General features: G+C 52.6%; 27 protein-coding genes. 12 read left to right on the forward strand and 15 right to left on the reverse strand.

Going from position 1 to position 24977, the window contains the following annotated elements; all coding sequences use genetic code 11:
• Positions 1-34: 34 nt before the first annotated feature.
• Positions 35-340, reverse strand: coding sequence for a MerR family transcriptional regulator (locus KNP95_RS10870; RefSeq protein WP_214837091.1), 306 nt, complete (start codon positions 338-340; stop codon positions 35-37).
• Positions 341-469: 129 nt separating this feature from the next.
• On the opposite strand from KNP95_RS10870, the gene KNP95_RS10875 reads away from it, so the two are divergent.
• A complete protein-coding gene (locus KNP95_RS10875; RefSeq protein WP_214720270.1) occupies positions 470-1768 on the forward strand; it encodes an ammonium transporter in 1299 nt (432 codons plus the stop codon).
• Positions 1769-1807: 39 nt separating this feature from the next.
• On the opposite strand, the gene KNP95_RS10880 is transcribed toward KNP95_RS10875, so the two are convergent.
• Positions 1808-2938: an ABC transporter permease gene (locus KNP95_RS10880; protein WP_214837093.1), complete on the reverse strand. Its 1131-nt coding sequence runs from the start codon at positions 2936-2938 to the stop codon at positions 1808-1810.
• Positions 2935-3672 carry an ABC transporter ATP-binding protein gene (locus tag KNP95_RS10885; protein ID WP_214720272.1) on the reverse strand — a complete coding sequence of 246 codons (738 nt, stop codon included), beginning with the start codon at positions 3670-3672 and terminating at the stop codon, positions 2935-2937. The genes KNP95_RS10880 and KNP95_RS10885 overlap by 4 nt, the downstream gene beginning before the upstream one ends.
• A 167-nt stretch (positions 3673-3839) precedes the next feature.
• Between KNP95_RS10885 and KNP95_RS10890 the strand changes: the two genes are divergently transcribed.
• The gene (locus tag KNP95_RS10890) at positions 3840-4094 is read left to right on the forward strand and encodes a GlsB/YeaQ/YmgE family stress response membrane protein (protein ID WP_021066710.1); all 255 of its coding nucleotides are present in this window, start codon (positions 3840-3842) and stop codon (positions 4092-4094) included.
• Between the two features lie 47 nt (positions 4095-4141).
• Here KNP95_RS10890 and KNP95_RS10895 read toward each other — a convergent pair whose 3' ends face one another.
• Positions 4142-5191, reverse strand: coding sequence for a hypothetical protein (locus tag KNP95_RS10895; RefSeq protein ID WP_214837095.1), 1050 nt, complete (start codon positions 5189-5191; stop codon positions 4142-4144).
• 132 nt (positions 5192-5323) lie between these two features.
• On the opposite strand from KNP95_RS10895, the gene KNP95_RS10900 reads away from it, so the two are divergent.
• Positions 5324-5752, forward strand: coding sequence for an HIT family protein (locus KNP95_RS10900; protein ID WP_214837098.1), 429 nt, complete (start codon positions 5324-5326; stop codon positions 5750-5752).
• 54 nt (positions 5753-5806) lie between these two features.
• On the opposite strand, the gene KNP95_RS10905 is transcribed toward KNP95_RS10900, so the two are convergent.
• A complete protein-coding gene (locus tag KNP95_RS10905) occupies positions 5807-6136 on the reverse strand; it encodes a hypothetical protein (protein ID WP_241764606.1) in 330 nt (109 codons plus the stop codon).
• A 174-nt stretch (positions 6137-6310) separates the two neighbouring features.
• On the opposite strand from KNP95_RS10905, the gene KNP95_RS10910 reads away from it, so the two are divergent.
• Together KNP95_RS10910 and KNP95_RS10915 are read left to right on the forward strand one after the other, a co-directional pair.
• Complete coding sequence (locus KNP95_RS10910) at positions 6311-6667, forward strand: hypothetical protein (RefSeq protein WP_021066714.1); 357 nt, start codon at positions 6311-6313, stop codon at positions 6665-6667.
• A gap of 59 nt (positions 6668-6726) precedes the next feature.
• Positions 6727-7290, forward strand: a complete 564-nt coding sequence (locus KNP95_RS10915) for an HTH-type transcriptional regulator Hpr (RefSeq protein WP_021066715.1) — start codon at positions 6727-6729, stop codon at positions 7288-7290.
• On the opposite strand, the gene KNP95_RS10920 is transcribed toward KNP95_RS10915, so the two are convergent.
• Positions 7274-7612, reverse strand: coding sequence for a DUF1878 family protein (locus KNP95_RS10920; protein ID WP_242679007.1), 339 nt, complete (start codon positions 7610-7612; stop codon positions 7274-7276). The genes KNP95_RS10915 and KNP95_RS10920 overlap by 17 nt on opposite strands.
• Positions 7613-7763: 151 nt before the next feature.
• On the opposite strand from KNP95_RS10920, the gene KNP95_RS10925 reads away from it, so the two are divergent.
• Positions 7764-8762 carry a peptidylprolyl isomerase gene (locus KNP95_RS10925; RefSeq protein ID WP_214720275.1) on the forward strand — a complete coding sequence of 333 codons (999 nt, stop codon included), beginning with the start codon at positions 7764-7766 and terminating at the stop codon, positions 8760-8762.
• Positions 8763-8802: 40 nt separating this feature from the next.
• Here the strand turns inward: KNP95_RS10925 and KNP95_RS10930 are convergent, their stop codons facing one another.
• Positions 8803-9675, reverse strand: a complete 873-nt coding sequence (locus KNP95_RS10930; RefSeq protein WP_214720284.1) for an HD domain-containing protein — start codon at positions 9673-9675, stop codon at positions 8803-8805.
• Between the two features lie 172 nt (positions 9676-9847).
• Between KNP95_RS10930 and KNP95_RS10935 the strand changes: the two genes are divergently transcribed.
• The 3 genes from KNP95_RS10935 (at position 9848) to KNP95_RS10945 (ending at position 12177) form a co-directional block, all read left to right on the forward strand.
• On the forward strand, positions 9848-10759 hold the full coding sequence (locus KNP95_RS10935; RefSeq protein WP_214752342.1) for a magnesium transporter CorA family protein: 912 nt from the start codon (positions 9848-9850) through the stop codon (positions 10757-10759).
• Positions 10760-10827: 68 nt separating this feature from the next.
• On the forward strand, positions 10828-11919 hold the full coding sequence (gene dinB, locus KNP95_RS10940) for a DNA polymerase IV (RefSeq protein WP_251138528.1): 1092 nt from the start codon (positions 10828-10830) through the stop codon (positions 11917-11919).
• A gap of 39 nt (positions 11920-11958) precedes the next feature.
• Positions 11959-12177, forward strand: coding sequence for a YhzD family protein (locus KNP95_RS10945; RefSeq protein WP_214720277.1), 219 nt, complete (start codon positions 11959-11961; stop codon positions 12175-12177).
• Positions 12178-12211: 34 nt separating this feature from the next.
• Here the strand turns inward: KNP95_RS10945 and KNP95_RS10950 are convergent, their stop codons facing one another.
• From KNP95_RS10950 to KNP95_RS10965, 4 genes are all read right to left on the reverse strand, one after another.
• On the reverse strand, positions 12212-12703 hold the full coding sequence (locus tag KNP95_RS10950; protein WP_214837100.1) for a hypothetical protein: 492 nt from the start codon (positions 12701-12703) through the stop codon (positions 12212-12214).
• A gap of 62 nt (positions 12704-12765) precedes the next feature.
• A complete protein-coding gene (locus KNP95_RS10955; protein ID WP_251138529.1) occupies positions 12766-14514 on the reverse strand; it encodes an SLC13 family permease in 1749 nt (582 codons plus the stop codon).
• 157 nt (positions 14515-14671) lie between these two features.
• Positions 14672-15043: a YlbF/YmcA family competence regulator gene (locus KNP95_RS10960; RefSeq protein ID WP_021066724.1), complete on the reverse strand. Its 372-nt coding sequence runs from the start codon at positions 15041-15043 to the stop codon at positions 14672-14674.
• A 35-nt stretch (positions 15044-15078) separates the two neighbouring features.
• On the reverse strand, positions 15079-16170 hold the full coding sequence (locus tag KNP95_RS10965; RefSeq protein WP_214720286.1) for a DUF445 domain-containing protein: 1092 nt from the start codon (positions 16168-16170) through the stop codon (positions 15079-15081).
• Positions 16171-16246: 76 nt separating this feature from the next.
• Here KNP95_RS10965 and KNP95_RS10970 point away from each other — a divergent pair, with 76 nt between their 5' ends.
• Both KNP95_RS10970 and KNP95_RS10975 read left to right on the forward strand, forming a co-directional pair.
• A complete protein-coding gene (locus tag KNP95_RS10970; protein WP_214837104.1) occupies positions 16247-17098 on the forward strand; it encodes a PucR family transcriptional regulator in 852 nt (283 codons plus the stop codon).
• 103 nt (positions 17099-17201) lie between these two features.
• Positions 17202-18302 (forward strand): ABC transporter ATP-binding protein, encoded by a 1101-nt coding sequence (locus tag KNP95_RS10975; protein ID WP_214720281.1) that lies wholly within the window; start codon positions 17202-17204, stop codon positions 18300-18302.
• A gap of 46 nt (positions 18303-18348) precedes the next feature.
• On the opposite strand, the gene KNP95_RS10980 is transcribed toward KNP95_RS10975, so the two are convergent.
• The 3 genes from KNP95_RS10980 to KNP95_RS10990 all read right to left on the reverse strand — a co-directional run bounded on the left by KNP95_RS10980 (position 18349) and on the right by KNP95_RS10990 (position 21607).
• On the reverse strand, positions 18349-18999 hold the full coding sequence (locus tag KNP95_RS10980) for an amino acid ABC transporter permease (protein ID WP_214752337.1): 651 nt from the start codon (positions 18997-18999) through the stop codon (positions 18349-18351).
• A complete protein-coding gene (locus tag KNP95_RS10985; RefSeq protein WP_214837107.1) occupies positions 18996-19754 on the reverse strand; it encodes a transporter substrate-binding domain-containing protein in 759 nt (252 codons plus the stop codon). Before KNP95_RS10985 ends, KNP95_RS10980 begins: the two co-directional genes overlap by 4 nt.
• A gap of 125 nt (positions 19755-19879) precedes the next feature.
• Positions 19880-21607 carry a phospho-sugar mutase gene (locus KNP95_RS10990; RefSeq protein ID WP_214837110.1) on the reverse strand — a complete coding sequence of 576 codons (1728 nt, stop codon included), beginning with the start codon at positions 21605-21607 and terminating at the stop codon, positions 19880-19882.
• Positions 21608-21706: 99 nt separating this feature from the next.
• Between KNP95_RS10990 and KNP95_RS10995 the strand changes: the two genes are divergently transcribed.
• Complete coding sequence (locus tag KNP95_RS10995; protein WP_029595991.1) at positions 21707-22525, forward strand: sulfurtransferase; 819 nt, start codon at positions 21707-21709, stop codon at positions 22523-22525.
• 13 nt (positions 22526-22538) lie between these two features.
• Here the strand turns inward: KNP95_RS10995 and KNP95_RS11000 are convergent, their stop codons facing one another.
• Entirely contained in the window at positions 22539-24971 is a 2433-nt protein-coding gene (locus KNP95_RS11000; protein WP_214837113.1) for a glycogen/starch/alpha-glucan phosphorylase, read from the reverse strand.
• Positions 24972-24977 lie beyond the last annotated feature (6 nt).

The following is a 24977-nucleotide window of genomic DNA, read 5'->3' on the forward strand; positions in this document are numbered from 1 at the left end:
TAATGTGAAGCATTTTCATTGTGTTTTCTTTGTGTCATTTCTTTGGCGGATACGCGCGGAAGGCCGAATTAAGCTGACCACGAATCAAATCGTCACGCTGTTTCGTCGACAAGCGCTTCTCGCGATCTTTGATGTCTTGAATCCGCCAACCATCTTCGAGCTTCGAGGCCACATCAATCAATCGTTCCACATCATGGAAAGAATATTTACGTGAACCGCCTTTGGTCCGTTCTGGAAAGACGAGCCCTTTTGACTCATAATAGCGGACTTGTCGCTCCGAAAGTCCCGTCAGTTCAGTGATGACGCCCATTCCAATCACTTTCTTCGACTTATAGTCCATCTCTCGCCCTCCTCCCTCATAAAAAAACTATGTCAGATAATCTGACAATTTGCAATCCAAGTCGAATTTTTCGCCTTACACTGAAAACAACTTTTGAATCATCAATCGTTAAAAAGGAGGAATCGCAACATGGAAGACATCTTATATTATATGGACACGCTGTTCGTACTCATCGCCGCCTTGCTCGTCTTGACGATGCAACTTGGATTTGGGTTGCTCGAGACGGGGACGCTCCGGGCTAAAAACGCCGGGCACGTCGCAGTCAAACAAATCATCAGCCTCTCTGTGGCGGCACTCGCCTTTTGGGCTGTCGGCTTCGGCCTCTCATTCGGGGACGGGACCCGTTGGTTCGGGACAGAAGGATTCTTCATGAACGGATCGTTCACGAGCCTCGATTGGGCCAACGTCTCGATCGACATCAAATTCTTGTTCCAGTTGTCATTCGTCGCTGTCGCGCTCGCCATCGCCTGGGGCGGTTTCGCAGAGCGGGCTAAATTGTCTGCTTACGTCTTGTTCGGCGTCTTCTTCGTCGCCATCCTGTATCCAATCGTCGCCCGCTCGGTATGGGCTGGTGGACTTCTCGGGACGATGGGCATGCAAGACTTCGCCGGTTCGGCTGTCGTCCACCTTCAAGGCGGAATGGCTGCCCTTATGGCCACAATCATCTTGAAACCACGTCGTAAAACGGAATCACTCGCCGGTCATAACCACGTCTTGACGGTCGTCGGTGGACTCGTGCTCTGGCTCTGCTGGTTCGGTTTCAATGCCGGGTCGACGATGTCGGTCGCGGACGGATTCTTCGGTTACGTCGCTCTTACGACGATGCTCGCCACGGCTGCTGGTGCGCTCGGTGCGCTCGCCATCGTCATGATTCACAAGAAAACGGCAGACATCCCGACAATCGTCAACGGTGTCCTCGGGGCACTCGTCGCCATCACCGCTGCTTGCGCCTTCGTCGAACCTTGGGCCGCCATCGTCATCGGTGCCCTCGCTTCGATCGCCACGTATGGTACGAGCATCCTTATGGCGAAATATATTGACGATCCGCTCTGCGCCTTCTCAGTACACGGTGTTGCCGGTATCATCGGGACGCTCGCGCTCGGATTCTTCGCCTCGCCTCGCTTGGTCGAGATCACAGGCATCGGTTCGGCCGGCCTCTTCTACGGCGGCGGCTTGACTCAACTCGGTGTGCAAGCACTCGGTGTCTTGATCGCGATGGTCATCGCCGGTGGCGGTAGCTACGCCTTCTTAAAACTCCTCGATGTCACGATTGGTCTTCGTGTCACAGAAGAACAAGAAGATATCGGCCTCGACATCGCCGAGCACGGTGTATCTGCTTACGGTGAAGTCGAGACAGAACCAGAAGCACCGGCACGTCTTCCGAAAATTCTCGGGTCGAGCGTATCGGTCATGTCACCTAAGAAATAACGACAACAGTCAGGGACACCCAATCCGGGTGTCCCTGTTTCATGTCAATCGACTCAAGTAATATCGGACGACCAAATACGCGAGGCCGAGACCGACGAGCGCGTCCCACGTCGCCCCGAACAAGAGCGAGGCAACACCGAGGGCGAGCAGTTGCGCGAACAATAACCGCGTCGCCCACCATTTATAGGCGACGAGCCTTTCGGTACGTGTAATCGGTAACCACGACGCCATCGATACCGTGTCGAGCCGTTTAAATAATGGGACGAGTTGGAGAGCCGTCAACCCGACGAAGAGCGGGACGACCAACCCGACATACCATCCGCCCGAGAGCCACATGACGACGAGCGCGACGGCGGAAAGACGCAACACGAGGTCGAGCGAATCGTTCGAGCGCATGACCCGGAGCCCGTACACGTAACGGGCGGCATCAGCCCGTTTCAACACAGACCGCTCGAGCAGACTGACGATGAACGACCGCTCCCTCACATCTTCCCGCATCGCCGGCACATCGACGAACCAACTGACGACCCGGTTGAACTGGGCTTTGCTCTTTTCTTCGAGCGTGAGCCAGTCAAGCAGCGGGATGCGCCGATTCCTTCGCACATGGAGCAGGACAAACGGGACGAGTGCGGGCACTGACGTCAACAGTGGCACACCGAACAGCATGAGGAAGCCGCTGGCGAGCGCGCTCGGCAAGACAACGTATTTAATACCCTCTAACTTAGCGAGACGACCCGCGGCCGAGATGAGAACACTCGTTGCGAGGATGGCCCCGACTTCGACCGACGTGAGCACTTGCGTCCGGACGAGCAGCGGCAACACGACGAGCATGACAAGGATGGCACGGACGGCGGCAAAGACGACGTTGAATGCGCGAACGCCTGTCATGAACGCTTGAATCTCACCGAGACGCGGCAATAAGAAGACTTGATCTGCTTCTTGAATCAACGTTCGGGGACGATGGCCGAGAGGCAATAGCAACCAAATCAGCGCCACGATCCATTCACTCGGAAAAACCGGGTCCAAATTCGTCAAAAATTGGTTATACACGAACGCCCCGTAGATGAGCGTGAAATAAAGCGTGAATAACAAGCCGCCGTTCGCGACGTAGCGGCTGTATTTCACGACGTCTTCCATCCAGACGCCAAATCGTTGTTTGAATACGTTCATCGTTTCCGCTCCTCGGTCTCAATCGCCTCGACATAGATGTCATCGAGCGTGGCGTCCGGACGCAGACCGTATGTGTCACGAAGTTGCGCGGCCGTCCCGGTCGCGATGACCGATCCTTGGTGCAAGAAGACGAAACGGTCGCAGTGGCGCTCGGCCGTCTCTAAGATGTGCGTCGACATCAAGATGGCGCAGTCTTCCTTATACTCGTCAAACAATCGCAACAGTTGGCGAATCGCAAGCGGATCGAGTCCGACGAACGGTTCATCGACGATGAGGAGCGGTGACTTCGTCACGAGCGCACAGAGAATCATCGCTTTTTGGCGCATCCCTTTCGAGAAGACGGACGGGAACCAGTCCAGTTGCTTCTCCATCCGCATATCTCGTGCCAATCGCTCGGTCCGGGTCGTCAAATCCGCCACGTCGATGTCATACGCTTTCCCGATCAACGTCAAATGTTCACGCAACGTCAGCGTGTCGTACAAGATAGGGGTCTCGGGTATATAACTAATTTTCTTACGATAATTCTTTTCTGACGAGCTGAGTGTTTGACTATCGACTTCGACCGATCCTGAAATCGGATCAAGCAATCCTAAAATATGTTTGATTGTTGTCGATTTTCCGGCTCCGTTTAGCCCTATCAGCCCGACGAGCTCACCTTTTTTTACATCAAACGAAATATCGTGTAACACTTGTTTACCTATATAACCGCCATTCAAGTGGTCGACGTGCAACATGAAAACTCCACCCCTCATTTTCAACTTTTTTTTGTGATATATGTTTTAAAAGCTGTCACATGGGAATAATCTGAACTGTAAGGCATTTTAAAACTTATTCAGTACTTCCATTGTTCCATAAAATTGTTAGTGAGAACAATGGACAAAACAGAAAGGAGAATGTTTTTATGGGTTGGATTATCACTTTAATCGTCGGGGGTATTATCGGTTGGTTAGCAGGTCTTATTTTAGGTAAGGATGTACCAGGTGGCGTCATCGGGAACATCATTGCTGGTATCATCGGTGCTTGGCTCGGTGGCCTCATCTTCGGAGACTTCGGTCCTGCAGTTGGCGGCATCGCGATTATCCCAGCACTTCTTGGTGCGATTATCTTAATCTTGATCGTATCGTTCGTTATGAAATCAATGAACCGTAAACGTTAATCTACGGCTCACGTAAAAGGGACCCTCGCCGAGGGTCCCTTTTTTTGTCATGTCAAAATGAGATAGATGGCTTCATCCCGCTCGATGAACCGTTTCTCGCTCTGTAAGCGCAAGAACGTGAAAATTGACTCGAGCAACGTCCGGTCGTAGCGCCATTCGAGGCCGAGGTCCGTGTCGACTTTTTCATTCGGTTCGCCCAAGAGCGCGAGCAGGTCGTCGGGCCGTTTCTGTAAATCGATATCAATGCGATCGACCCGGCCGTCGACAAACCGGAGTTCCATCCCATCATAGCGCCAGACGTCGCCCCGTTCCATCGGTTCACCAATCTCGTCGACGACTTTCTGTTCCCGTTTGTTCATGAGCGCCTCAAGCGTCTCAATCGAATGACCGGTTTGCGCCTCGACCTCGATTTCAATCAATTCGGCTCGTTCGAGGTCGAATTGTCCGGCCACCGTCTCGTCCTGGTCCGGCAATAACCCAAACGCCAGTTGCGCTTCTTCCGTCAATGTCACGGCCTCGGTTTCGGTCACTGTTTCCCCATCGACGACGGCGACGGCTTTGACGTCGTAACGGCCCGGCATGCGAACCACCTCAACTGCTGTGCCTGCCTCATCAATCCGTCCCGCCTGCACCCCATCTATCCAAATATTCGTCAGTGGAACGTCTGCCGAAGCACGCAACGTCTTCGGCAACAACTCAATCCGATAATCTGCAAAGCCGAACCGCCCTTCGCCCGTATCGACGAGCCGGAACAATCCGTCCGTCTCTATGCCTTGTGCCCGGTCCGACCTGTCCTGCGCCACTTCCGAGATGGCCTCACCACGGATCGACTTCTCTTCATTCAACCACTCCATGAAACGGAGCGCTTCGGCTCGCGTGAGCGGTTCCGCTTCATATTCGACGTTTTCCTGGAAGAAGCTGACGTCTTCGGTCAACAGTGCGTCCTTGAAGCGGACGTGAATCTTGTCGTTGGCAGCAGCCGGTTTATATCCCCATTGATAGAACGCACCGACCGCGAGGCCGACACCGAGCGTCACGAGCAGCCCGAGATAGATATTTCTTCGACGTGACGGTTTCTTCGATCGTACATACGCCATCCGTTTTCTTCCTCTCTCTACTTGCTATTGGTTTCAGTGTAAGGGGCATCGTCTGTCCGGACAATCGTTCTTCCGCCCGAATTTCCATGTTATGATGAGATGGATTATTCATTCATGAATGGAGGAGTCAGCATGCACACTGAGGACAACTGTATCTTTTGTAAAATCGTTACCAACGACATCCCGTCGTATAAGGTATACGAGGATGACGCCGTCGTCGCGTTCCTCGATATCTCTCAAGTCACGAAAGGACATACGCTCGTCATTCCGAAACACCACGCCCGTAACATCTATGAATTGCCGACCGATGTGGCCCGTGACGTCTTCCAAGCCGTCCCTGCCGTCGCGAACGCGATTCAGCGTGAAACAGGCGCGATCGGGATGAACGTGTTGTCTAACGCCGAAGCGATTGCCGGGCAGACCGTCTATCACTTCCACATCCACCTCTTGCCGCGCTACGGGGAGACGGACGGATTTGGCGCCAAATGGGAAACGCATCAAGACGCGTACTCATCTGACGACATGCAGGCAATCGCTGCCGGTATTAAAGCAAACCTGTAACAAATAAATGGACCGATCGCCCAATGTGCGACCGGTCCATTTTTGTCTCGCGCCTCATGACGAGTTGATTGAATCGAGATGGCGCTTCCGCTCCTCTTCGATTTGGGCACGCTCGACTTGTAATTTAATCGCCTGCTCGTATAACTGTTGCCGCGATTTGACAGATTCCGCTTGTTCGAATTCTTTTCTTAACAAATTTAGACGGGCGTCTATTTCAATAAGTCGCTTTTCAAGCAAAGTTTGTTTCCGCGTCTGTTCGTTCTGTTCCGACGCTTCATATCCCGCCTCGAGTGCTTCCATTATTGTCTGTGCCCAAGGGTCATCTCCCAGTCGTTTGGCCGCGTTATACAGGTCTAACATGTCATCAACCCAACGCTTTTGCATATTCACTGGAGGTCACCTTCCTTTACCCATAGTTTAAAATAAAATGATTTTTCGGTCAAAATTGAATGTTCTGAAAAATTTTATTTAAGATATAGGTTTTTAATCTCTCTTTTTTGGTAAAATAATATGAAAAGAATGTATTCTAGTATCAGCGTGCTCGAGGAGGGGAATGTATTGTCGAATCACAATCGTCGCGATTGGGTTGCTTTCGGCTTTGTCGTAGCGTTTCTAGGAGCTGTGACCGTGAAAAAACTCGCCCGTGGAACGGCGAATGACGCGGCGGCCAATCAACACCGAGCGTCTACAATCACTACGTTGAAAGAACAATTCCAAAAAGTCGCTAAAGATGCGTCGCAAGTTGCGGCGGCAGGTAAGTTACAAGGTAAAGAATTGACAGATCAAGTAAAAGCCGAAGTCGAACGCTATCAACAAGACATTCAGCCTTCAATCGAGCGGATCCAAGGAAACCTAAACGAGCTTTCGAACGTACAGTCAGATGCGACCGAAGCGAAAGCGGAAAAGGCCAACTGACCGGTCTGTCGTCATCGCCCGTCGTTTTAGTCACATTGTATCGGAAAGGATGGATCGACATGGAACACGAAAAAGAATTCACTGGCCCTGAGGCCATGCTCTATAGTCATAAAATCATTCAGCTTAGTAAGGCACTGTGGAAGACGGTCGAGAAAGACTGGCAAAATTGGATTAAACCGTTCGACTTGAACATAAACGAGCACCATATTTTATGGATTGCTCACGCCCTCGGCGGCGCCTCGATCTCAGAGATCGCCAAATATGGGGTCATGCACGTATCGACGGCGTTCAACTTCTCGAAGAAGTTAGAAGACCGCGGTTTGCTCACGTTCTCGAAAAAGGAGACGGACAAACGAAATACGTACGTCCAATTGACGCCTGAAGGTGAAGCGCTCTTGCTCGAGACGATTCATGCGTTCGACCCGGAAGAGAACGGCGTCTTCCGCGCCTCGCTCCCGCTTCAAGAATTGTACGGGAAATTCCCGGACTTGACGGACATCACCGCGATCGTTCGCCGATTGTATGGCGACAACTTCATGGACATCTTTGCAGAAACGTCGAAGATGATCACGGAAGAAGCCGGACGTCGCCCCGAGGACGACGAGATCAGTAAAGAAGCTTGACCTGCCGATACAGCGGTTCCGTGACGTCTAGCGCCATCCCTTGGCGCACGCACGCCGCGAGAATCGTCTCGGCCTCTAACTGAGGATGAAGCATCCCAACGAAATGAACGAGCAAAGGTTCCACGGACGACAGCCCGTAGCGCATTTGCTCGTTTTGTCGTTCTCGGATATCATCCAGCAACGCGAAAAATGCGACGACGTCTTGCCTCGTCAAATTCGCCTTGAGCACCTCATGTTCAAAGGGCCGCTCCGACCAATCGACCGCCCCGAGCAACAGTTCCATTTGAAACGATAATTGATTGATTTTCTCTTCTAACGACACGTTCTCCACCCCATCATTTCACATTCTCTTTCATCATTATACGACACGTTTCTGTGCTATGATACTACACAGGCAAGAGAACAGCTGTTATCATTAACAAAATGTGGTATAGTCGGATTTAGAAACTTATAGATTTATAGGGGTGGAATATATGTCAAACGGAATGACGAATGAACCGAACAAACAGAACAAGAAGTTTTCAACAGGCGCCCTCGTCGGCGCGTCAGCGATTGCACTTCTCATCGGTGTCGGCGGCACGTATGCGGCGACAAGCGGCGGGGCTTCTGACAACTCAACAGTTGTTTCTTTTGAAGGCGGCGAAGTGACACGCGGCGAAATCGTAGACAAGAGCTACGATAGTATGGTCCCACAACTTGCGTTCCAAGAAACGATGAACGAATTGCTTGAAAAAGAGTATGGCGACAAAGTCGAACAAGACAAAGTCGATGAAGAGTTCAGCAAGACCGAAGAGCAGTTCAACTCGAAAGAAGAGTTTGAGCAAGCGATTCAACAAGCCGGCATGACTAGCACGGACGAGTTCAAAGAAGCGCTCCGCGGTCAAATGCTCGTCGATGCAGCGAAATCAGAGCTCGTCGAAGTAACAGACGAAGATATCGAAGCACAGTTCGCGAAAGAGAACGTCGAAGTCAAGGCGAGCCACATCCTCGTCGAGACAGAAGAAGAAGCACAAGCGATCATCAAAGAGTTGAATGACGGTGCCGACTTCGCTGACGTCGCGAAAGAAAAATCGACAGACACAGGTTCTGGTGAGAAAGGTGGCGACCTCGGTTACTTCTCAGCCGGCGCCATGGTCCCTGAATTTGAAGAGTATGCGTTCCAAGAAGACGTCGTTGGCAAAGTTTCTGACCCGGTTCAGTCACAATTCGGCTTCCACGTCATCAAAGTCATGGACCGTAAAGAAAAAGACCTTAAACTCGAAGATGAGAAAGATCGTATTCGTGAAGAATTAGCGACTGAAAAAGCCGCTTCTGTCGACGCGAATAAAATCTATGCCGAGTTGATCGAGAAATATAACGTCGATGTGAAAGATGCGAAAGCATCGAAGCAGTTCGACGCCGTGAAAGATGCGCTCAAAGCAGAAAAAGAAGGTACAGAAGAAGCTCCTGCCGAGGAATCGACAGAGCAGTAATAATAAAAGACGTCCCGCGGGACGTCTTTTTTGTATGCCTTCATAACTTCGGTTTATAGAACGCCCGGTTGTCGAGCGCCATGACCCGTTCTGTGAACGTCCCTGGCTCGACGCCTTCGAACGCCTTATCGAACATATTCATCCGGGCATCGATATTGTCGATGAAGAAGAGCATCTCGGCTTCCGGGAGCTGCGGCGCGTTCGCCGATCCCCATTCCGGTTTCCCGTGATGGCTGAGGACGAGGTGTTGGAGCAACGTCACGACTTCACGGTCGGTGCCGAGCTCTCGGGCCACGACTTCGATTTCAGTTGCCATGAGCGCTAAATGACCGAGCAGCTTGCCTTCGAGCGTATACTCCGGTGTGATCGCGTCCGATAACTCGATCACTTTCGCCAAGTCGTGGAGCACGACGCCCGAGACGAGCAAGTCTCGATTCAATTGCGGATAGAGGTCGCACATCGTGTCAGCCAGCTTCAGCATCGACAGGACGTGGAACGCAAGCCCTGAATAGACCGCATGGTGATGGCGCACCGCTGCCGGATACGTGAAGTAAGCTTCCTCGTTCCGGTCGACAAGCGCCGTCACGAGTTGTTTCATCCCCACGTGCTCCATCGCCTCGATATAGCCGCGAATCCCTGTCTCGAGTTCTGACTTCGGCACTGGGGCCGAGCGCACGTATGGCGCGATGTCCGTCTCACCTTCGATGATGGAGATTTGTTTCAACTTCAACTGGGTCCGGCCACGGTAGTCCATCACTTCCCCGGAAGCATGGACAATCTTTTTCGTCGCATATTTGTCCGTATCGGCACTGTCCCATACTTTCGTCTCAATCTCTCCGCTCTCATCGCATAGGATGAGCGTCAAATATGGTTTGCCGTTTCCGGCGAGTCCACGATACGATTGTTTAATCATCACATATTGGTTCAACGTGTCGCCCACTTTGAGCTGACCGATTTTAGTAGTCGTCAAAAAAAGCACCTCTCTTCTTGTCAGTACCTACATCTTAACGAAAGTTCAGGTCAGATGCCAACTTTCTAAGAAAAGCGGGAATACTTCAGAGAGAAGCATATTGGGGGAATGAAAGATGAATTGGAATTGGTATACACGACCAGAAGAAATCGTACATGTCGACAATCACTATGAGGAAGCGTACACATATTGGCTCGAACAATTGACGACGGCGAAAGTCACAAAAATCATCGTCGAACGTGATTATATGTACGGGTCGCTCACGCTCGACTACGAACAACTCGAACGCGAACCACAAAAAATCGGGCACTATTTCGTGACCCGGGACTTTTTATGGACAATCGGATTCGATGAGCTGTATTGCGAGACAGTGGCCGCGAAGCAGTATGACTCGCCAATCGAGGCATTCTATGACCTGCTCTCTGAAAAGATGGACTATTATTTCCACGGTATCGATGAGTATGAAGAACGCTTGATGATGACCCAACGCGAGATGAGCGGGCAAGTCCCGCCCGAATTTATGAATGAGATTTTCGGGCTCCGCAGCGAGATTGAACGATGGTCCGACACTGTCGTCCCATATCGTGAGTTACTCATGGCCGGACGTGAGGCGTTCCTTGATGTCGACTTAGATGAATTGAAAGCCTATCGCCTTGCCACGTATCGGGTCGACCGTCTATTGACGTTAATCGAACATTATCAAGCCGATGTCATCGCGTTAACCGACCTCGCCTCGACGCTGTCGAACTTTCGCGGCAACGAGATTATGAAGGCGTTGACCGTCTTCACGGCTTTGACGACCCCGGTCGTCGCCTTCGGTGCCATCTGGGGAATGAACTTCAAAGAGATGCCTGAACTGAAGTGGCCGCTCGGTTATCTGTTCGCCTGGATGATGATTATGCTCTTCACAGGCTTGGTCTATGCGTGGTTGAAACGAAAGAATTGGATTGGTTCGCTCTTACAGTTCCCAAATCAAATTCGGAACCAAGAACGATTGGAAAAACAACGTAAGAAACGAAGTGAGTGAAAAGACTAAAAAAACGAACAAAAGTTCGGTATACTGAAAGGAGCAGATGAGACAGAAAGGTGATGTACATGGAACGATTGATTATCCACGTCGATATGGACGCGTTTTACGCCTCGGTCGAACAACGGGACCGTCCTGATTTACGTGATAAGCCTGTCATCGTCGGTGGCGCCCCCCACAGCCGTGGGGTGGTCGCCACCTGTTCGTATGAGGCGAGAAAATACGGGATTCACAGCGCCATGTCATCACGGCGTGCGTTCGCTCTCTGTCCCCAGGCGACGTTCGTCAAACCGCGGTTTCACGTCTATCGGCAAGTCAGCCAGCAAGTGATGGCCATCTTCAAGTCCATCACGCCGCTCGTCGAACCGCTCTCGCTTGACGAGGCGTATTTGGACGTGACCGAGAACACACTTATGAGCACGTCCGGCCCTTATATCGCGCGCTATATCCTCGGCGAAATCAAGCGCCGGACGGGGCTGACGGCCTCGGCCGGAGTCGCCCCGTCAAAGTTCGTCGCCAAAATCGCCTCCGGGTTCAACAAACCGAACGGACTGACGGTCGTCGAAGCGGCCGATGTCAAATCGTTCCTCGCCCCGCTCCCCATCACGACGATGCACGGCGTCGGCAAAGTGACGGCCCAAACGCTGTTCAAACACGACTACCATACGATTGCTGACCTCCAGCGCGCACAACCCGAACAGGTTAAGGCCATCTTCGGCCACGACCGCGGCACCCAACTGTACGAACTCGCCCACGGCCGTGATTTCCGCCCCGTCGTCCCGACGCGGGAACGCAAATCGATCGGTTCCGAGACGACGTTCGCATTCGACCTCGATGACCCGGAGGAAGTATATGAACGCGTCGTCCCGGAAATCGAAGATGTGCTCCATCAACTCGACCGGCGTGAACTCAGCTGCCAGACGGTGACGATTAAAATCAAGACAAGCGAGTTCCAGGCCCGGAGCCATCAAATCAAACTGAACCATCCGACGCACGACCACGACGAGATTAAACGGCTCGCCCGCCGCCTGTTCGACGAGATGGCAATCACTGAACCGGTCCGCTTAATCGGGATGACGGTGTCCGATTTAATCACCCGTACAGAGACGGCACGTCAGCTCACGTTCGAAGAGCTGACAAAACCTTCGCTTGAAGAATGAATGACCATTCAGTACAATGAAAGAAAAGGGGGCAGACGGATGGAACAGTATACGATCACAGCGTTCGAGAACGACGGCACGACCGTCTTGAACGATTCATTTACCGCGGCAAGCGATGACGAGGCCAAAACGAAAGGCCTCACGTTGCTCGAGGAAGCCGGGCACCTCCACAAGGGAGCCCGCATCGCACGTCGCGGCCAACTGATCTACTTCGAGCGCTGTAAACTGCCAGGAAAACTGAAAGGCACGGCCTCATAACAAAAGCGCCTCGGGAATCCCGAGGCGTTTTCGTTCATTCGCTATATTTAGCTTCCCACTCGCTGCGCCACTCCGTGTAATCGGGATGCAGCTCTTCCGCCGTCTTCCCATCGAGTGAATAGCTCGATCCGGTAAGCGGCTCGGCCGAATCCGGATATGACGTCCCGCCGATGATTTTGCCGTCCACCATCATGACCGAGACGTTCGTCTGGCCGAGTTCTGCGACGTCATCGAGCGGATGGTTGCGGACGATAAAGTACTCATGTCGAATGTCACGTCCAATATAGTCATCCGGCGGCGTCGTCTGGACTTGCCACGTACTTTCCGTAGGCAACTCAAGCAGATCTTCCTTTTCAAAACTCGACGTTCTATTCCCTCTATAAGAGACGACGTCATAGCCTTGCTCCTCTAAATACGCCTTGGCTACTTTGGCATCCGCCCCGAGCGTCGGTGTCGATTGCTCGCCCTCATTCGAGCAAGCCGCAAGCAAGAGTGCACATACAATGATTCCGATTCGTTTCCACATCGTCTTTCCACCTCATCATTTAGCATTTATTTACATGTTCAACGGAGAGATCCACATGTCCTTCAAAACGGGAAGATGAGTAAAATCGTGAAAATCGCGATGACCGCTGTCACCACTTGCAGCGGCAAGCCGACTTTGACGAAATCGAAGAAACGGTAGCCCCCGATTCCGAACACCATCGCGTTCGTCGGTGAACCGAACGGGGTCATGAATGCGAGTGATGCCGCAATCGCGACGGCAACGACGAACGGGACCGGACTCACTTGAAGCGCCGCGGCGAGCGATACGGCGAGCGGTGCGAACAAGACGGCCGTCGCCGTGTTCGAGATGATTTGACTGAGCCCCATCGTCGCGAGGAAAATGGCGACGAGCACCCAGACCGGTCCGGCTTGACCGAACGAATCGCTGATCCACGCGACGAGCCAGGTCATAATCCCGGCATTGTCGAGTGCTTGACCGACGGGAATCATCGCGGCAATCAATAATAGCGAGGACCACTGAATCGATTCATAGGCGACGTCCATGTGGCGCACGGCTCCCGTGAGCACCATCGCCAGCGCCGCGAGCCATACCGCCACGGTCGGGTCGACCCATTCGAAGACGAGGAGCGCAACCATCATGAGCATAATCAGCCCCGCTGCCAGCTGATGACGCTCCGACACAGCCCGGTTCGCGACATCGGTTACCCGCTCATTGGCGAGCAATAAGGCCGTCTCGTCCCCGGCTCGCTCTAAGTCGTCCCACTCCCCTTGCGCGACGAGCATATCTCCGCGCTCGAGCGGGACGTCTTTCAATCGTGTGAGGGCAATCTCTTCGTTCGGACGGATGACTTGAAGCACGTTCAACCGATATTCGTTGCGCAAGTGACTATCCGATAAACAACGGCCGACGAGCGGGCTATCCGTCGGGATGGTGAAGACGGCAACGCCGCCCGCTTTCCCGTAGACGGCCTTCAAGTCGACCTGTTCGACCGCCACTCCTTCCCTTCCAGCAATCCGCCGGACATCCGCCTCCGCTCCGCTGACATACACTTTCCCTTCGATCAGACGTGTTTCCGCGCGAGCCGTGACGAAGCGGTGCGTCACGCTTTTTTCTTGTTCGCCGACGACGATCAGACCGTCTCGTGACCAGTTGACGTCGCGGAGCGTCCGCCCGATTAATGGGTGCCCTTTCGAAAGGGATAAGGCGAATAGGCTTACGTGCGGCACCGCCAAGCGTGGCGTCGCCGCGGCGCGCACATCGCTCGTACCGAGAAGCCGATTGCCGATGACATAGAAATAGAATAGGCCGACGACTGCCATGACGAGCCCGATTGGTAAGAGCGCGAAAAAACCGAGCGTGCCGGCGGACGTGTTCCGTAACGTCTCAGCCGCCACCAGGTTCGGCGGCGTCCCAATCAGTGTCATCGTCCCGCCGATACTCGAGAAGAACGCGAGCGGCATCAACAGTTTGGCAGGACTCGTCCCCATCTGTCTCGACATGGCGAGGACGACCGGAATCAATAGGGCGACCGTCCCCGTATTCGACATGAGACTCGACAATAACGTCACCGTGACCATCAAGACGAGAAAAAGACGCACCTCACTCCCTTTTGCGAACGGGATAAGCGCAGCACCTAACCGTTCGGCCAAACCCGTGTGAAATAGGCCGGCCCCCACAATGAACAGCCCAGCAATCATGAGCACGACCGAATTCGAAAAACCGGCCATTGCTTCAACCGGCGTCAATTGATTCGTCAAGACGAGCAACAAGAGACCGATGAGCGCAACCAAGTCGGCTCGGAGCCAGCCTCCAATAAACCCGATAATCATGATTGTTAAAACCACCAAGGTGACCATTACGTCCACCCTTCCTTGTGAATAATTCTACAATCTTACTATACCACGTATATTGTAAGCGTTATCATCGCCGGCGTGACAATCTCGGCAACAAAAAAACGGATGGCTCGATTGCCATCCGCATTACGTCTTATTGAACTTCGTGATCATTGACCATCGGAGCGTAAAGCTCTTCAAGTGGCTTCATGATAATTTTCGTCACTTCTGTGACGAGTTGATGCATGCGTTGCTCTTCTTGCATGAGCTCCATGATCAATTCGTTCTGTTGAACGCCCATCATTTTCGTTTGTGCGTCCATCATCTCTTGTTCAGAGATTTCTTCGCCTTGCATCTGCTTCTGTTGAAGCGTCATTTGGATGTCACGGAAGTCAGCGAATAACTGGTTCGCTTCTGCATCCGCATTGACACGATCGTATAGTGAAGAGAGATTTGTGAACTCCTCAGAATCGCGAAGTGCTTTTTCCAATTGGTAAGCATGATCGTACAAGTTTGTTTGTGACATGTGACGTCCTCCTAAATACTATTAGGGCGTGCCCCTCAAATAATGGCAATCAACCCTTGAATCAACCCAATCATACCACCTAACAAGGCGCCAAGCCATGTTATTGCCCGGAACTCTCGTTTCGAGATCGAGAGAACAATCTCTTCGAGGTACGATGTATCGAGCGAGCTCACCTGCTCTTGCACGATTTGGTCGATTTTGAGGCGGTCCATGACAGTCTCCATTTGATCCGTGAAACGCGTGATGACAAGTCGCACTCCAGCCGGGACGAGCTCGTCGACAACGCGGTCTTCAATGTCCCGTGTGTACGAGTGGACCGTCCGATCGAGCAACTCCCCGACCGGCAAGCGCGAGACGACTTCTGTCGTCACTCCATCAATCAACCGTTCCTCGAGACGGTCGTCAAGCAACGTGTCGACCGACCGTTCGCTGAACCGTTCGAACTCACGTGTAATCATTTCCGCCATACCCGATCGCGTCGAGCTGCCACGTAGAATATTGATAATCTCCGGTCGAATCATCTCGACAAAATTCAAGTTCTGGACGAAACCGGCGATGAACCCAAGCCGACGCTGGACGAACGAGTCGACCATGTGTCGAAGTTGGGCCTCTCCCTCGACGGAATAGAAATATTCCTCCGACTTGACGAGCAAGGTATCGACTATTTCGGGAATGATACCCCGGACACGGTCCATGCCGTCTTCACCGAGAATCTCATACAGTTTACGCGTCTTCACATCCGCGAGGACGAGCCGGAGCTCTTGGCGGAGCTTCGTGTCCGCTTCTGCCAAGACACGAGTCTCGGCATCCGGATAAAGTGGTTCGATGAGCGACCGAATCGTCTGATCCGAGCGTAGCATCGTCCGTACCTCGCCTTGGACGTAATACGTGATGTGGCCACCGACCTGTTCATCGAGCAGGCGCTTGCGCATCCCTTCCGGCGTCAACAAGTGTTTGACGACGGTCTTACCGAGACTCGTCGCTAACTCATCGCGCCGTTTCGGGATCAAGCCTGGCGTGAATGGGACGCGCATCTTCCCAATATATTTAGGATGATGGGGCCGGAATAACATTTTGATGGCGAGGAAGTTGGTCACTCCCCCGATTGTCGCACCGATGGCGATCATAATGAATACTTTGACTAGACTCTCCAAACTGTCTGCCTCCGATCTGAAATATGATACATTTATTGAAGAGGTGATTGTGTTGACTACGTTTGAACGAATTAAATCGATTTTCCCAATGGCTGTCCATCGGTCAGAAAAAGCGTCAAGTGAAGTCCGCTGGTATCAAGCCCCGGACGGCACAGTTTTCGGGCTCCCTAAGCTGGAGCTGACGGAGCGTGAGCGACAGTTGCTCGAATGGTCCGCCACCCCGCTACTGACAAGGCTCGACCCCCGACAAGCCAAATGGCAGGATCGACTACTCACCGACACGTACCGGTTCGCCCGGCCGTTTCGTCTCATGTCACTCGTCCTGCATTATCAGGATGCTGAGGCGCTCGAACAATTTTTAGACGTGTTAGCTGACTTTATGCCTGAAGCAGAGATTGTTCTCATGACCCGGTCACACGTTGAAATCATTGAGACTGATCAGTTCGTCGAGCTGACCGAGTTCGAGGACGTCTTGCGGGCGATTGCGAGCGATTGTTACGTCGAGGCGCACGTCGTCTATAGCGCACGTCCTCTCGGTGACCTAGGGCCACTTTATCACCAGCATCAGGCGCTACTCCCACTCGCCAAGCTCTCTACTAAAGCTTACCCTGCTAGTCAATTATTATACCATTATTTACTACAACGCCATGAGACTTTTGATGTACGTCCCCGTCTGACGGCCCCTGTCGTCGAGTCGCTCGATAAGACGACAATCGATGTATTGGAGGCGTTGTTCGCCCACTCGTTGAACGTGTCGCATACAGCGAAGGCGTTATTCATGCATCGAAACACGCTCAACTATCGGCTCGATCGCCTCTATGAAGCGACCGGTTATGACGCCCGAACCTTTTATGATGCCAGTCTGCTCCAATTGATTGTCACGTTGCACAAATCTGAGTAATCGTTTTTGTGCAACGTGTACATATTCGATGCAAGCGGTTTCATCGTATAATCATTCTTGTAAGCGCTATTATACAAGAACAGATTCTCAGGAGGCTAACGACATGGCAGAAATTCAATTGAATCATATCGATAAAATCTACGCTGGTGGCGACTCGAAGGCAGTCAGCGATTTCAACTTACACATCAAGGACCGTGAGTTCATCGTTTTCGTCGGACCATCTGGTTGCGGTAAATCGACGACGCTTCGTATGATTGCGGGACTTGAAGAAATTTCGAGCGGTGACTTCATCATCGACGGCAAGCGCATGAACGATGTCGCACCGAAAGACCGCGACATCGCGATGGTCTTCCAAAACTATGCCCTCTACCCGCACATGAGTGTCTATGACAACATGGCGTTCGGTTTGAAACTTCGCAAGTTCCCGAAAGATGAAATCGACCGTCGCGTCCAAGATGCGGCCCGTATCCTCGGACTTGAAGAATACCTTCAACGTAAGCCAAAAGCACTCTCGGGTGGTCAGCGTCAACGTGTTGCCATCGGCCGTGCCATCGTTCGTGATGCCAAAGTCTTCTTGATGGATGAGCCGCTCTCAAACTTGGATGCCAAGCTTCGCGTTCAAATGCGTAAAGAAATCATCCAATTGCACAACCGTCTCGACACGACGACGATTTACGTTACCCATGACCAAACGGAAGCGATGACACTCGCGACTCGGATCGTCATCATGAAAGACGGGATCATCCAACAAGTCGGTTCGCCGAAAGAAGTTTACGAAAACCCGGACAACATCTTCGTAGCCGGCTTCATCGGATCACCTTCGATGAACTTCTTCCGCGGAAAATTGGCTGATGGGAAGTTCCTCGTCGGCGGTGAAGAAATCAATGTCCCTGAAGGCAAAATGAAAGGACTTCGTGACCGCGGTTACGTCGGCAAAGAGCTCGTGCTCGGAATCCGTCCAGAATCAATTCACGATGAGCCGATCTACATCGACTCGCCAACGACGCACACGTTCCGCACGCACATCGACGTCGCCGAGCTCATGGGCGCTGAGTCGTACTTGTACGCTGAACTCGGTGGCCACCAGTTCACGGCACGGATCGATGGACGTTCGAACATCCACATGGGTGACGACGTCACACTCGCACTTGATATGACGAAAGCTCACTTCTTCGACACGGAAACAGAACTCGTCATCCGTTAATACAAAAACCCCTTCGATTGCAACCAATCGAAGGGATTTTTTTGTGTCAGCGAATCGCATACCGACGTTCGAGACGATGCTGCCCCGCTTGGATGAGCGTCGACAAGATCCAATAGATCGATGCCGAGAACAAGAGGAGCGGCATGACGAGATACGTCGTCGCTGCGATTTGGTCTGACACGTACGTCAACTCTTGGACGGCGATGACCGAACCGAGTGACGTCGATTTGATGATGTCGATGACCGAGTTGGACACCGGTGGGATTGCACGGGATAACGCCTGTGGAAAGATGATATCCTTGAAGCGCTTCGCACGCGGAATCCCGAGGGCGACACTCGCCTCGACTTGTCCGCGGTCGACCGAATTGATGGCCGCCCGGAACGCTTCCGAGATATAGGCCGCAAAGTGAAGGCCTAACCCAAAAATGAGCGCCTGCATCCCGCTCAGCTGGACGAAACCGGTCAGACCGACGTACAAGATGAGCAATTGCAACAGGAGCGGTGTGCCCCGGAAAAACGAAATATACGTACGCGTGAACAAACGAACGACCTTGACAGGACTGCTGTGCAAGACAGCGATGATCAGACCGAGCACCAAGGCGAGGAGAATCGACAGGATACTGGCGATCAACGTCAATTGTACGGCTTCGATATAGGCCGAACGGTTCTCGATGACGGTCGTGATCAGTTCATTCATTGACTGATGTCCTCACCGAAGTATTTCTCACCGATTTCAGCCATCGTGCCGTCTTCTTGCATTTCAGCCAACGCCTCGTTCAAGCCTTCGAGTACGTCAGAGTCTTGACGCGTCATGTAGCCCGCTTCACTCTTATTGAAGACGTCACCGACTGCTTTCACGTCGTAACCTGTCTTCTCAAGCTCCGTCAAGATGAAGAGACGGTCGTTGAGTGCCGCATCGAGACGACCGACTTGAAGGTCTTGGAGCACTTGGTTCGCGCCTTTGTAGAACTTCACTTCAGCACCGGCTTCTTCAGCGAGCTGAGCGTAAACTGAACCTTGTGTCGAACCGACGACTTTACCGTCCAGGTCGTCGATACCTTGAATGTCTTCGTTGTCCGAAGCGACGATGACTTGAGCACCTGATACCGCGTACGGCGTTGAGAACGCGTATTTCTCTTCACGTTCTGGTGTGATGCTCATCTGGTTGGCAATCATGTCGATGCGTTCTGCGTCAAGAGCCGGTACGAGTCCTTTGAAGTCCATCGGCTCGTATTCGACCGTGTAACCGGCACGCTCGGCCGCTTCGTTCAATACGTCGATGTCATACCCTGTGATTTCACCTTTATCTTTGTACGTGAACGGCGGGTACGTCGCTTCTGTCCCGACTGTGATGACGGCTTCTTCTGAACCGCTGTCTGTCTCTGTCCCGCAAGCCGCGAGCACCCCGAACGATGCTCCAATTGCGAGGACTGCTGTTAATGATTTTTTCATAGTAATTTCCGCCTTCCTGATAATCCTTATACGATTACATGGTTATGAACAATATACTCATCATACTGAGGGGGGCATAGCTTGTCAAACAAAAAACACCACCCTCGTCAGGGCGGTGTCTTCCATTAATCGATTGCTTTCGCTTGCTTCATGACATCGCGTTCAATCGCTTCCCGTTTCAAGGTCGTTTTCTCCGCGCTATCAGCGTGGACACTGAAATAGAATTTGATTTTTGGCTCGGTCCCAGACGGACGCAGGCAGAACCATGAGCCGTCCTCGAAGATGAACTTGAGCACGTTCGACGACGGCAAATCGATCGCTTCCGTCTCGCCTTGCTGCAAGTTTTTCGCGACTTGTTGCTTATAGTCCTCGAAACGGACGACTTCATAGCCGCCGACTTCTTGCGGTGGATTGGCGCGGAACGCCTCCATCATGCGACCGATCTGTTCGAGACCGGCCTTTCCTTTCAACGTCATCGATTGGAGCGACTCCTCGTAGAAGCCATACTTCTCATAGACGGCTTGAAGGGCATCGTATAACGTGCGCCCGTGCTGTTTGTGGAAAGCCGCCATCTCCGCGCCGAGCAAACACGCTTGGACGGCATCTTTGTCACGACAGAAGTCCCCAATCAAATAGCCATAGCTCTCTTCATAACCGAATAAGAACTCATACTGACCCGACTCTTCATACTGCTTGATTTTCTCACCGATGAACTTAAAACCAGTGAGCGTATTCTCGAGGTGGACCCCATACGCCTTGGCGATGGCTGCCCCAAGTTCGGACGTGACGATCGTCTTCGCAACGAAACCGTTCGTTGGAAGCGTGCCCGTCTCCACTTTTTGAGACAGGATGTAATCCATAAGGAGCGCCCCGGTCTGGTTCCCCGTCAAGACGAACCATTCGCCGTTGCGGTCACGGACCGTGAAACCGACACGGTCGGCGTCCGGGTCCGTCGCCATGAGCAAGTCGGCCCCGACGCGATCGCCGTACTGCATCGCGAGTTCAAAGGCAGCCCGTTCTTCCGGGTTCGGATAACTGACCGTCGGGAATGCCCCGTCCGGCTCAGCCTGTTCGTCGACGATGGTGACGTGTTCGAAGCCGTATGCTTTCAATCCTTCCATAACCGGACGACGTCCTGTCCCATGAAGCGGTGAATAGACGATTTTGAGCGGATCGCCTTGGACGTCCGTATGAATCCGAATCGATTGGAGGGCTTCCATGTAAGCTGCATCGACCGATGAGTCGACCGTGACGAGTGTGCCCTCGGCCCGAAGCGGTGCCTCCTCTTTGACGGCAATCGTCAATTCATCCTCGATGGCATTGACGTACGAGACGAGTTCATCGGCCTCGGCTGGTGGCAATTGCCCACCGTCGGCGCCATACACTTTGAAGCCGTTATATTCAGGCGGATTGTGGCTCGCCGTGATGACGATGCCGCCGAACGCGTTCAAGTGACGGACCGCGAATGACAACTCTGGCGTCGCTCGCAAACTAGGGAACAAGTATGTCTTAATCCCGTTCGAGGCGAGTGTGCGTGCCGCCTCAAGTGCGAACTCCGGTGAGAAGTGGCGCGAGTCATGGGCAATGACGACGCCGTGACGTTTCGCTTCTTCTCCCGATGCAGCGATAAAGTCGGCAAAGCCTTGCGACGCCTTGCGGATTGTATAGATGTTCATCCGGTTCGCCCCTGGACCGATTTCACCGCGCATACCGCCCGTCCCGAATTCGAGCGTCTTATAGAAGGCATCCTCGAGTGATGTCTCGTCTTGTTCGAGCGCTTCGAGTTCAGCGCGTAAATGTGGCTCGAGTGCCTCGTGTTGTTTCCATCGGTCATATGTCTGTTGCCATGTCATGGTCAGTTCCCCTTTCGACATTCAAAAATTCAATCGAAGTACTCGCCAATTTGTTCCATCTTGTATACGATGGGAGTAACGAAACTTCGAGGTGATACTATGTTTCCAACAATGCGTGCCCAAGAATTGAAACACATCGTCCATACGGACTCGATCCGCTTCATTGATTGCCGCTATTCATTAAATGACGCCTCATACGGAAAGTATGCATATCGACAAGGACATCTGCCGAACGCCGTCTTCCTTGATTTGATGGAAGACTTGTCCGGACCGTTGTCCGAGCACGGCGGACGCCATCCGCTGCCGTCTAAACAGGCATGGACCGAAACGCTCCGCCGCATCGGGATTCAACGCGATGACTTGGTCATCATCTACGACGACGGCTTCCCGTTCGCCGCTCGTGCGTGGTGGTTATTTAAGTGGGCCGGCCATGAGCGCGTCATCGTGCTCGAAGGCGGCATCCAATCCGGCATCACTTACTGCGGGGAGACGACGACGGACGTCCCGTCCTATCCCGTTTCCGACTATACACCCGTCTTCCAAGACGAGATGATCGCGACGATTGAAGACGTACGCGCCGCCACCGTCACTGGTGGGTTATACGATTCAAGAACGGCCGACCGTTACGACGGCAGCCATGAACCGATTGACCGCAAGCCCGGGCATATCCCGAACGCCGTGCTTTGCCCATATACCGAGGCCGTCACCGACCTCGGGACGCTTCAAGACTTCCATGATTTGAAAGAGCATTACGCCGACGTCCTCGATGTCCCGAATCCCATCTTTTATTGTGGGAGCGGTGTCACTGCCTGCGTCAACATTTTGGCGCTACACGCCCTCGGTAAAGACGATGTGCGTCTGTACCCCGGCTCTTACTCTGATTGGATTAGTTATCCAGAAAACAAGGTCCACCCGTAACGGGTGGATTTTTTTATTTAACGCTCGTCGGTTTAATGTTCCAAACGGCGTTCGCATATTCTGTGATGGTCCGGTCACTCGAGAAAATACCCGATTTGGCCGTATTGACAATCGAACTCTCGGCCCAACGTGCCTTGTCGGCGAATACTTCATCGACACGACGCTGTGCCTGCATGTATGACGCGAAATCTTTCAAGACGAGGAAGTCGTCATTATAGACGAGAAGCGAATCAAAGATCGCTTGGAATTGGTATTCCCCGACCTTGTCGAACGTCCCGTTGACGAGCGCGTCGACGACGTTGCGCACTTCCATGTTCGCATGGTAGATGTCGGCCGCATGGTAACCGCCGAACTTCTTATAGTTCATGACTTCTTGCGGCGTCAATCCGAAGATGAAGATGTGGTCGTCGCCGACCGCATCGCGAATCTCGATATTGGCCCCGTCAAGCGTCCCGATGGTGAGCGCCCCGTTCATCATGAACTTCATGTTGCCGGTACCTGACGCCTCATAGCTCGCTGTCGAGATTTGCTCACTCAAGTCTGAACCAGGGAAGATGCGCTCGGCCATCGAGACGCGATAGTTCTCGAGGAAGACGATTTTGATGAAGCGGCTCGCCCGTTTGTCATTGTTGATCATAGCTGCGAGCGCGTTAATGTATCGAATAACTTCTTTGGCGTAATAATACCCTGGTGCCGCCTTCGCCCCGAAGATGAACGTCCGTGGGACCATCGTGAACGTCGGATCGGCTTGAATCTTTTGATAGAGCGCATGAATGTGCATCGCGTCCATCAATTGACGTTTATAGGCGTGCAACCGCTTGACTTGGACGTCGAAAATCGAGTTTGGGTCGACGGCGATGCCCGTCTCGGCTTGGATATAGCCGGCCAAATCCAGTTTGTTCTGTTGTTTCACGTTCATGACCTGCTCTTGGAAACTCGCGTCTTTGGAGACACCCATCAACTTCTCAAGATCGTTCGGATGTTCGATCCACGATGGACCAATCGCATCGGTAATCAAGTTCGAGAGACGTGGGTTCGACTTGAGGAGCCAGCGTCGATGCGTGATACCGTTCGTCTTGTTGTTGAACCGAAGTGGGAACATCTCATACAAGTGACGCATCTCACGCTGCTTCAGGATGTCCGTATGAATTCGGGCCACCCCGTTCGTCGAGTGTGAGCCGACGACGGCAAGGTTCGCCATGTTGATGTGTTCGTTCGACACGATGGCAATCTCGCCCATATGCGGCTCGAGATGCGGGTAGTTGACGAGGACGTCTTTACAGAAACGGCGATTGATTTCCGTGATGATTTGATAAATACGCGGCAATAACCGCTCATACATCTCGACCGGCCACTTCTCAAGCGCTTCGGCGAGGAGTGTATGGTTCGTGAACGACATGACGCTCTTCGTCACGCGCCACGCTTCATCCCACCCGTAACCGTGGTCGTCCATCAAAATCCGCATGAGTTCAGGGATAGCCACGACCGGATGTGTGTCGTTAATATGGACGGCATAATGGTCGCCGAGGTGTTTCAAGGATTTATTATGACGTAAGTAAGACGCGATCATCGACTGGACGCCCGCCGAGACGAAAAAGTACTGTTGTTTCAAACGCAACACTTTTCCTTCGTATGTCGTGTCGTCCGGATATAGGAACTCAGAGATGGTCGCAATCGATTGTTTGTGTTTGAGCAGGTCTTTGTACGAACCTTTCGTCCGTTCCATGTACTCCTCGTCGTCAAACGGTGACTCGGCGTTCCAAAGACGGAGCGTATTGACGACCTCATTTTTGTAGCCGATGATCGGCATATCGTAAGGTACCGCTCGAACGACTTCATCCGGATGGTGAACGACGCGAAGCCGGTCGCCGATTTGCCGCATCTCGATCCAACCACCGAAATTGACGTCGACGGCTCGATCGGCACGGCGCGTCTCCCACATGTTCCCGTCACGAAGCCAGTTGTCTGGTAACTCGACTTGATAGCCGTCGACGATTTTTTGTTTGAACAAGCCGTATCGGTAGCGAATCCCGTTTCCGTGCCCTGGGAGACTGAGCGCTGCGAGCGAGTCGAGGAAGCAAGCGGCTAGGCGGCCGAGACCGCCGTTGCCGAGACCTGGTTCTGGCTCATACTCGGTGATGTCGGTGAAGTTGAATCCGAGTTCATCGAGACCCTCTTGCACGACTTCGAGGACGTCCATACTGAGCAAATTGTTATACAGAAAACGACCGAGCAAAAATTCAAGTGAGAAATAAATGACTTGTTTGCTCTGTTTTTCTTCTTGTTTGTCGCGGGTGTTGATCCATTTCGGGATTGCCTGCTCACGCACCATCGTTGCCAACGTTTGATACACTTCCTGCTCGGTCCCTTCATCAAACGACTTCCCGTTTAATGCGACAAATCTCTTTTGGAATGAAGTGACGAAGCTCTGTTTGTCTGTAAACATATGTGT

Origin of the sequence: Exiguobacterium sp. s36 (genome assembly GCF_018618345.1) — a bacterium.
In the GTDB taxonomy this organism is placed as follows: Bacteria; Bacillota; Bacilli; order Exiguobacteriales; family Exiguobacteriaceae; genus Exiguobacterium; species Exiguobacterium chiriqhucha.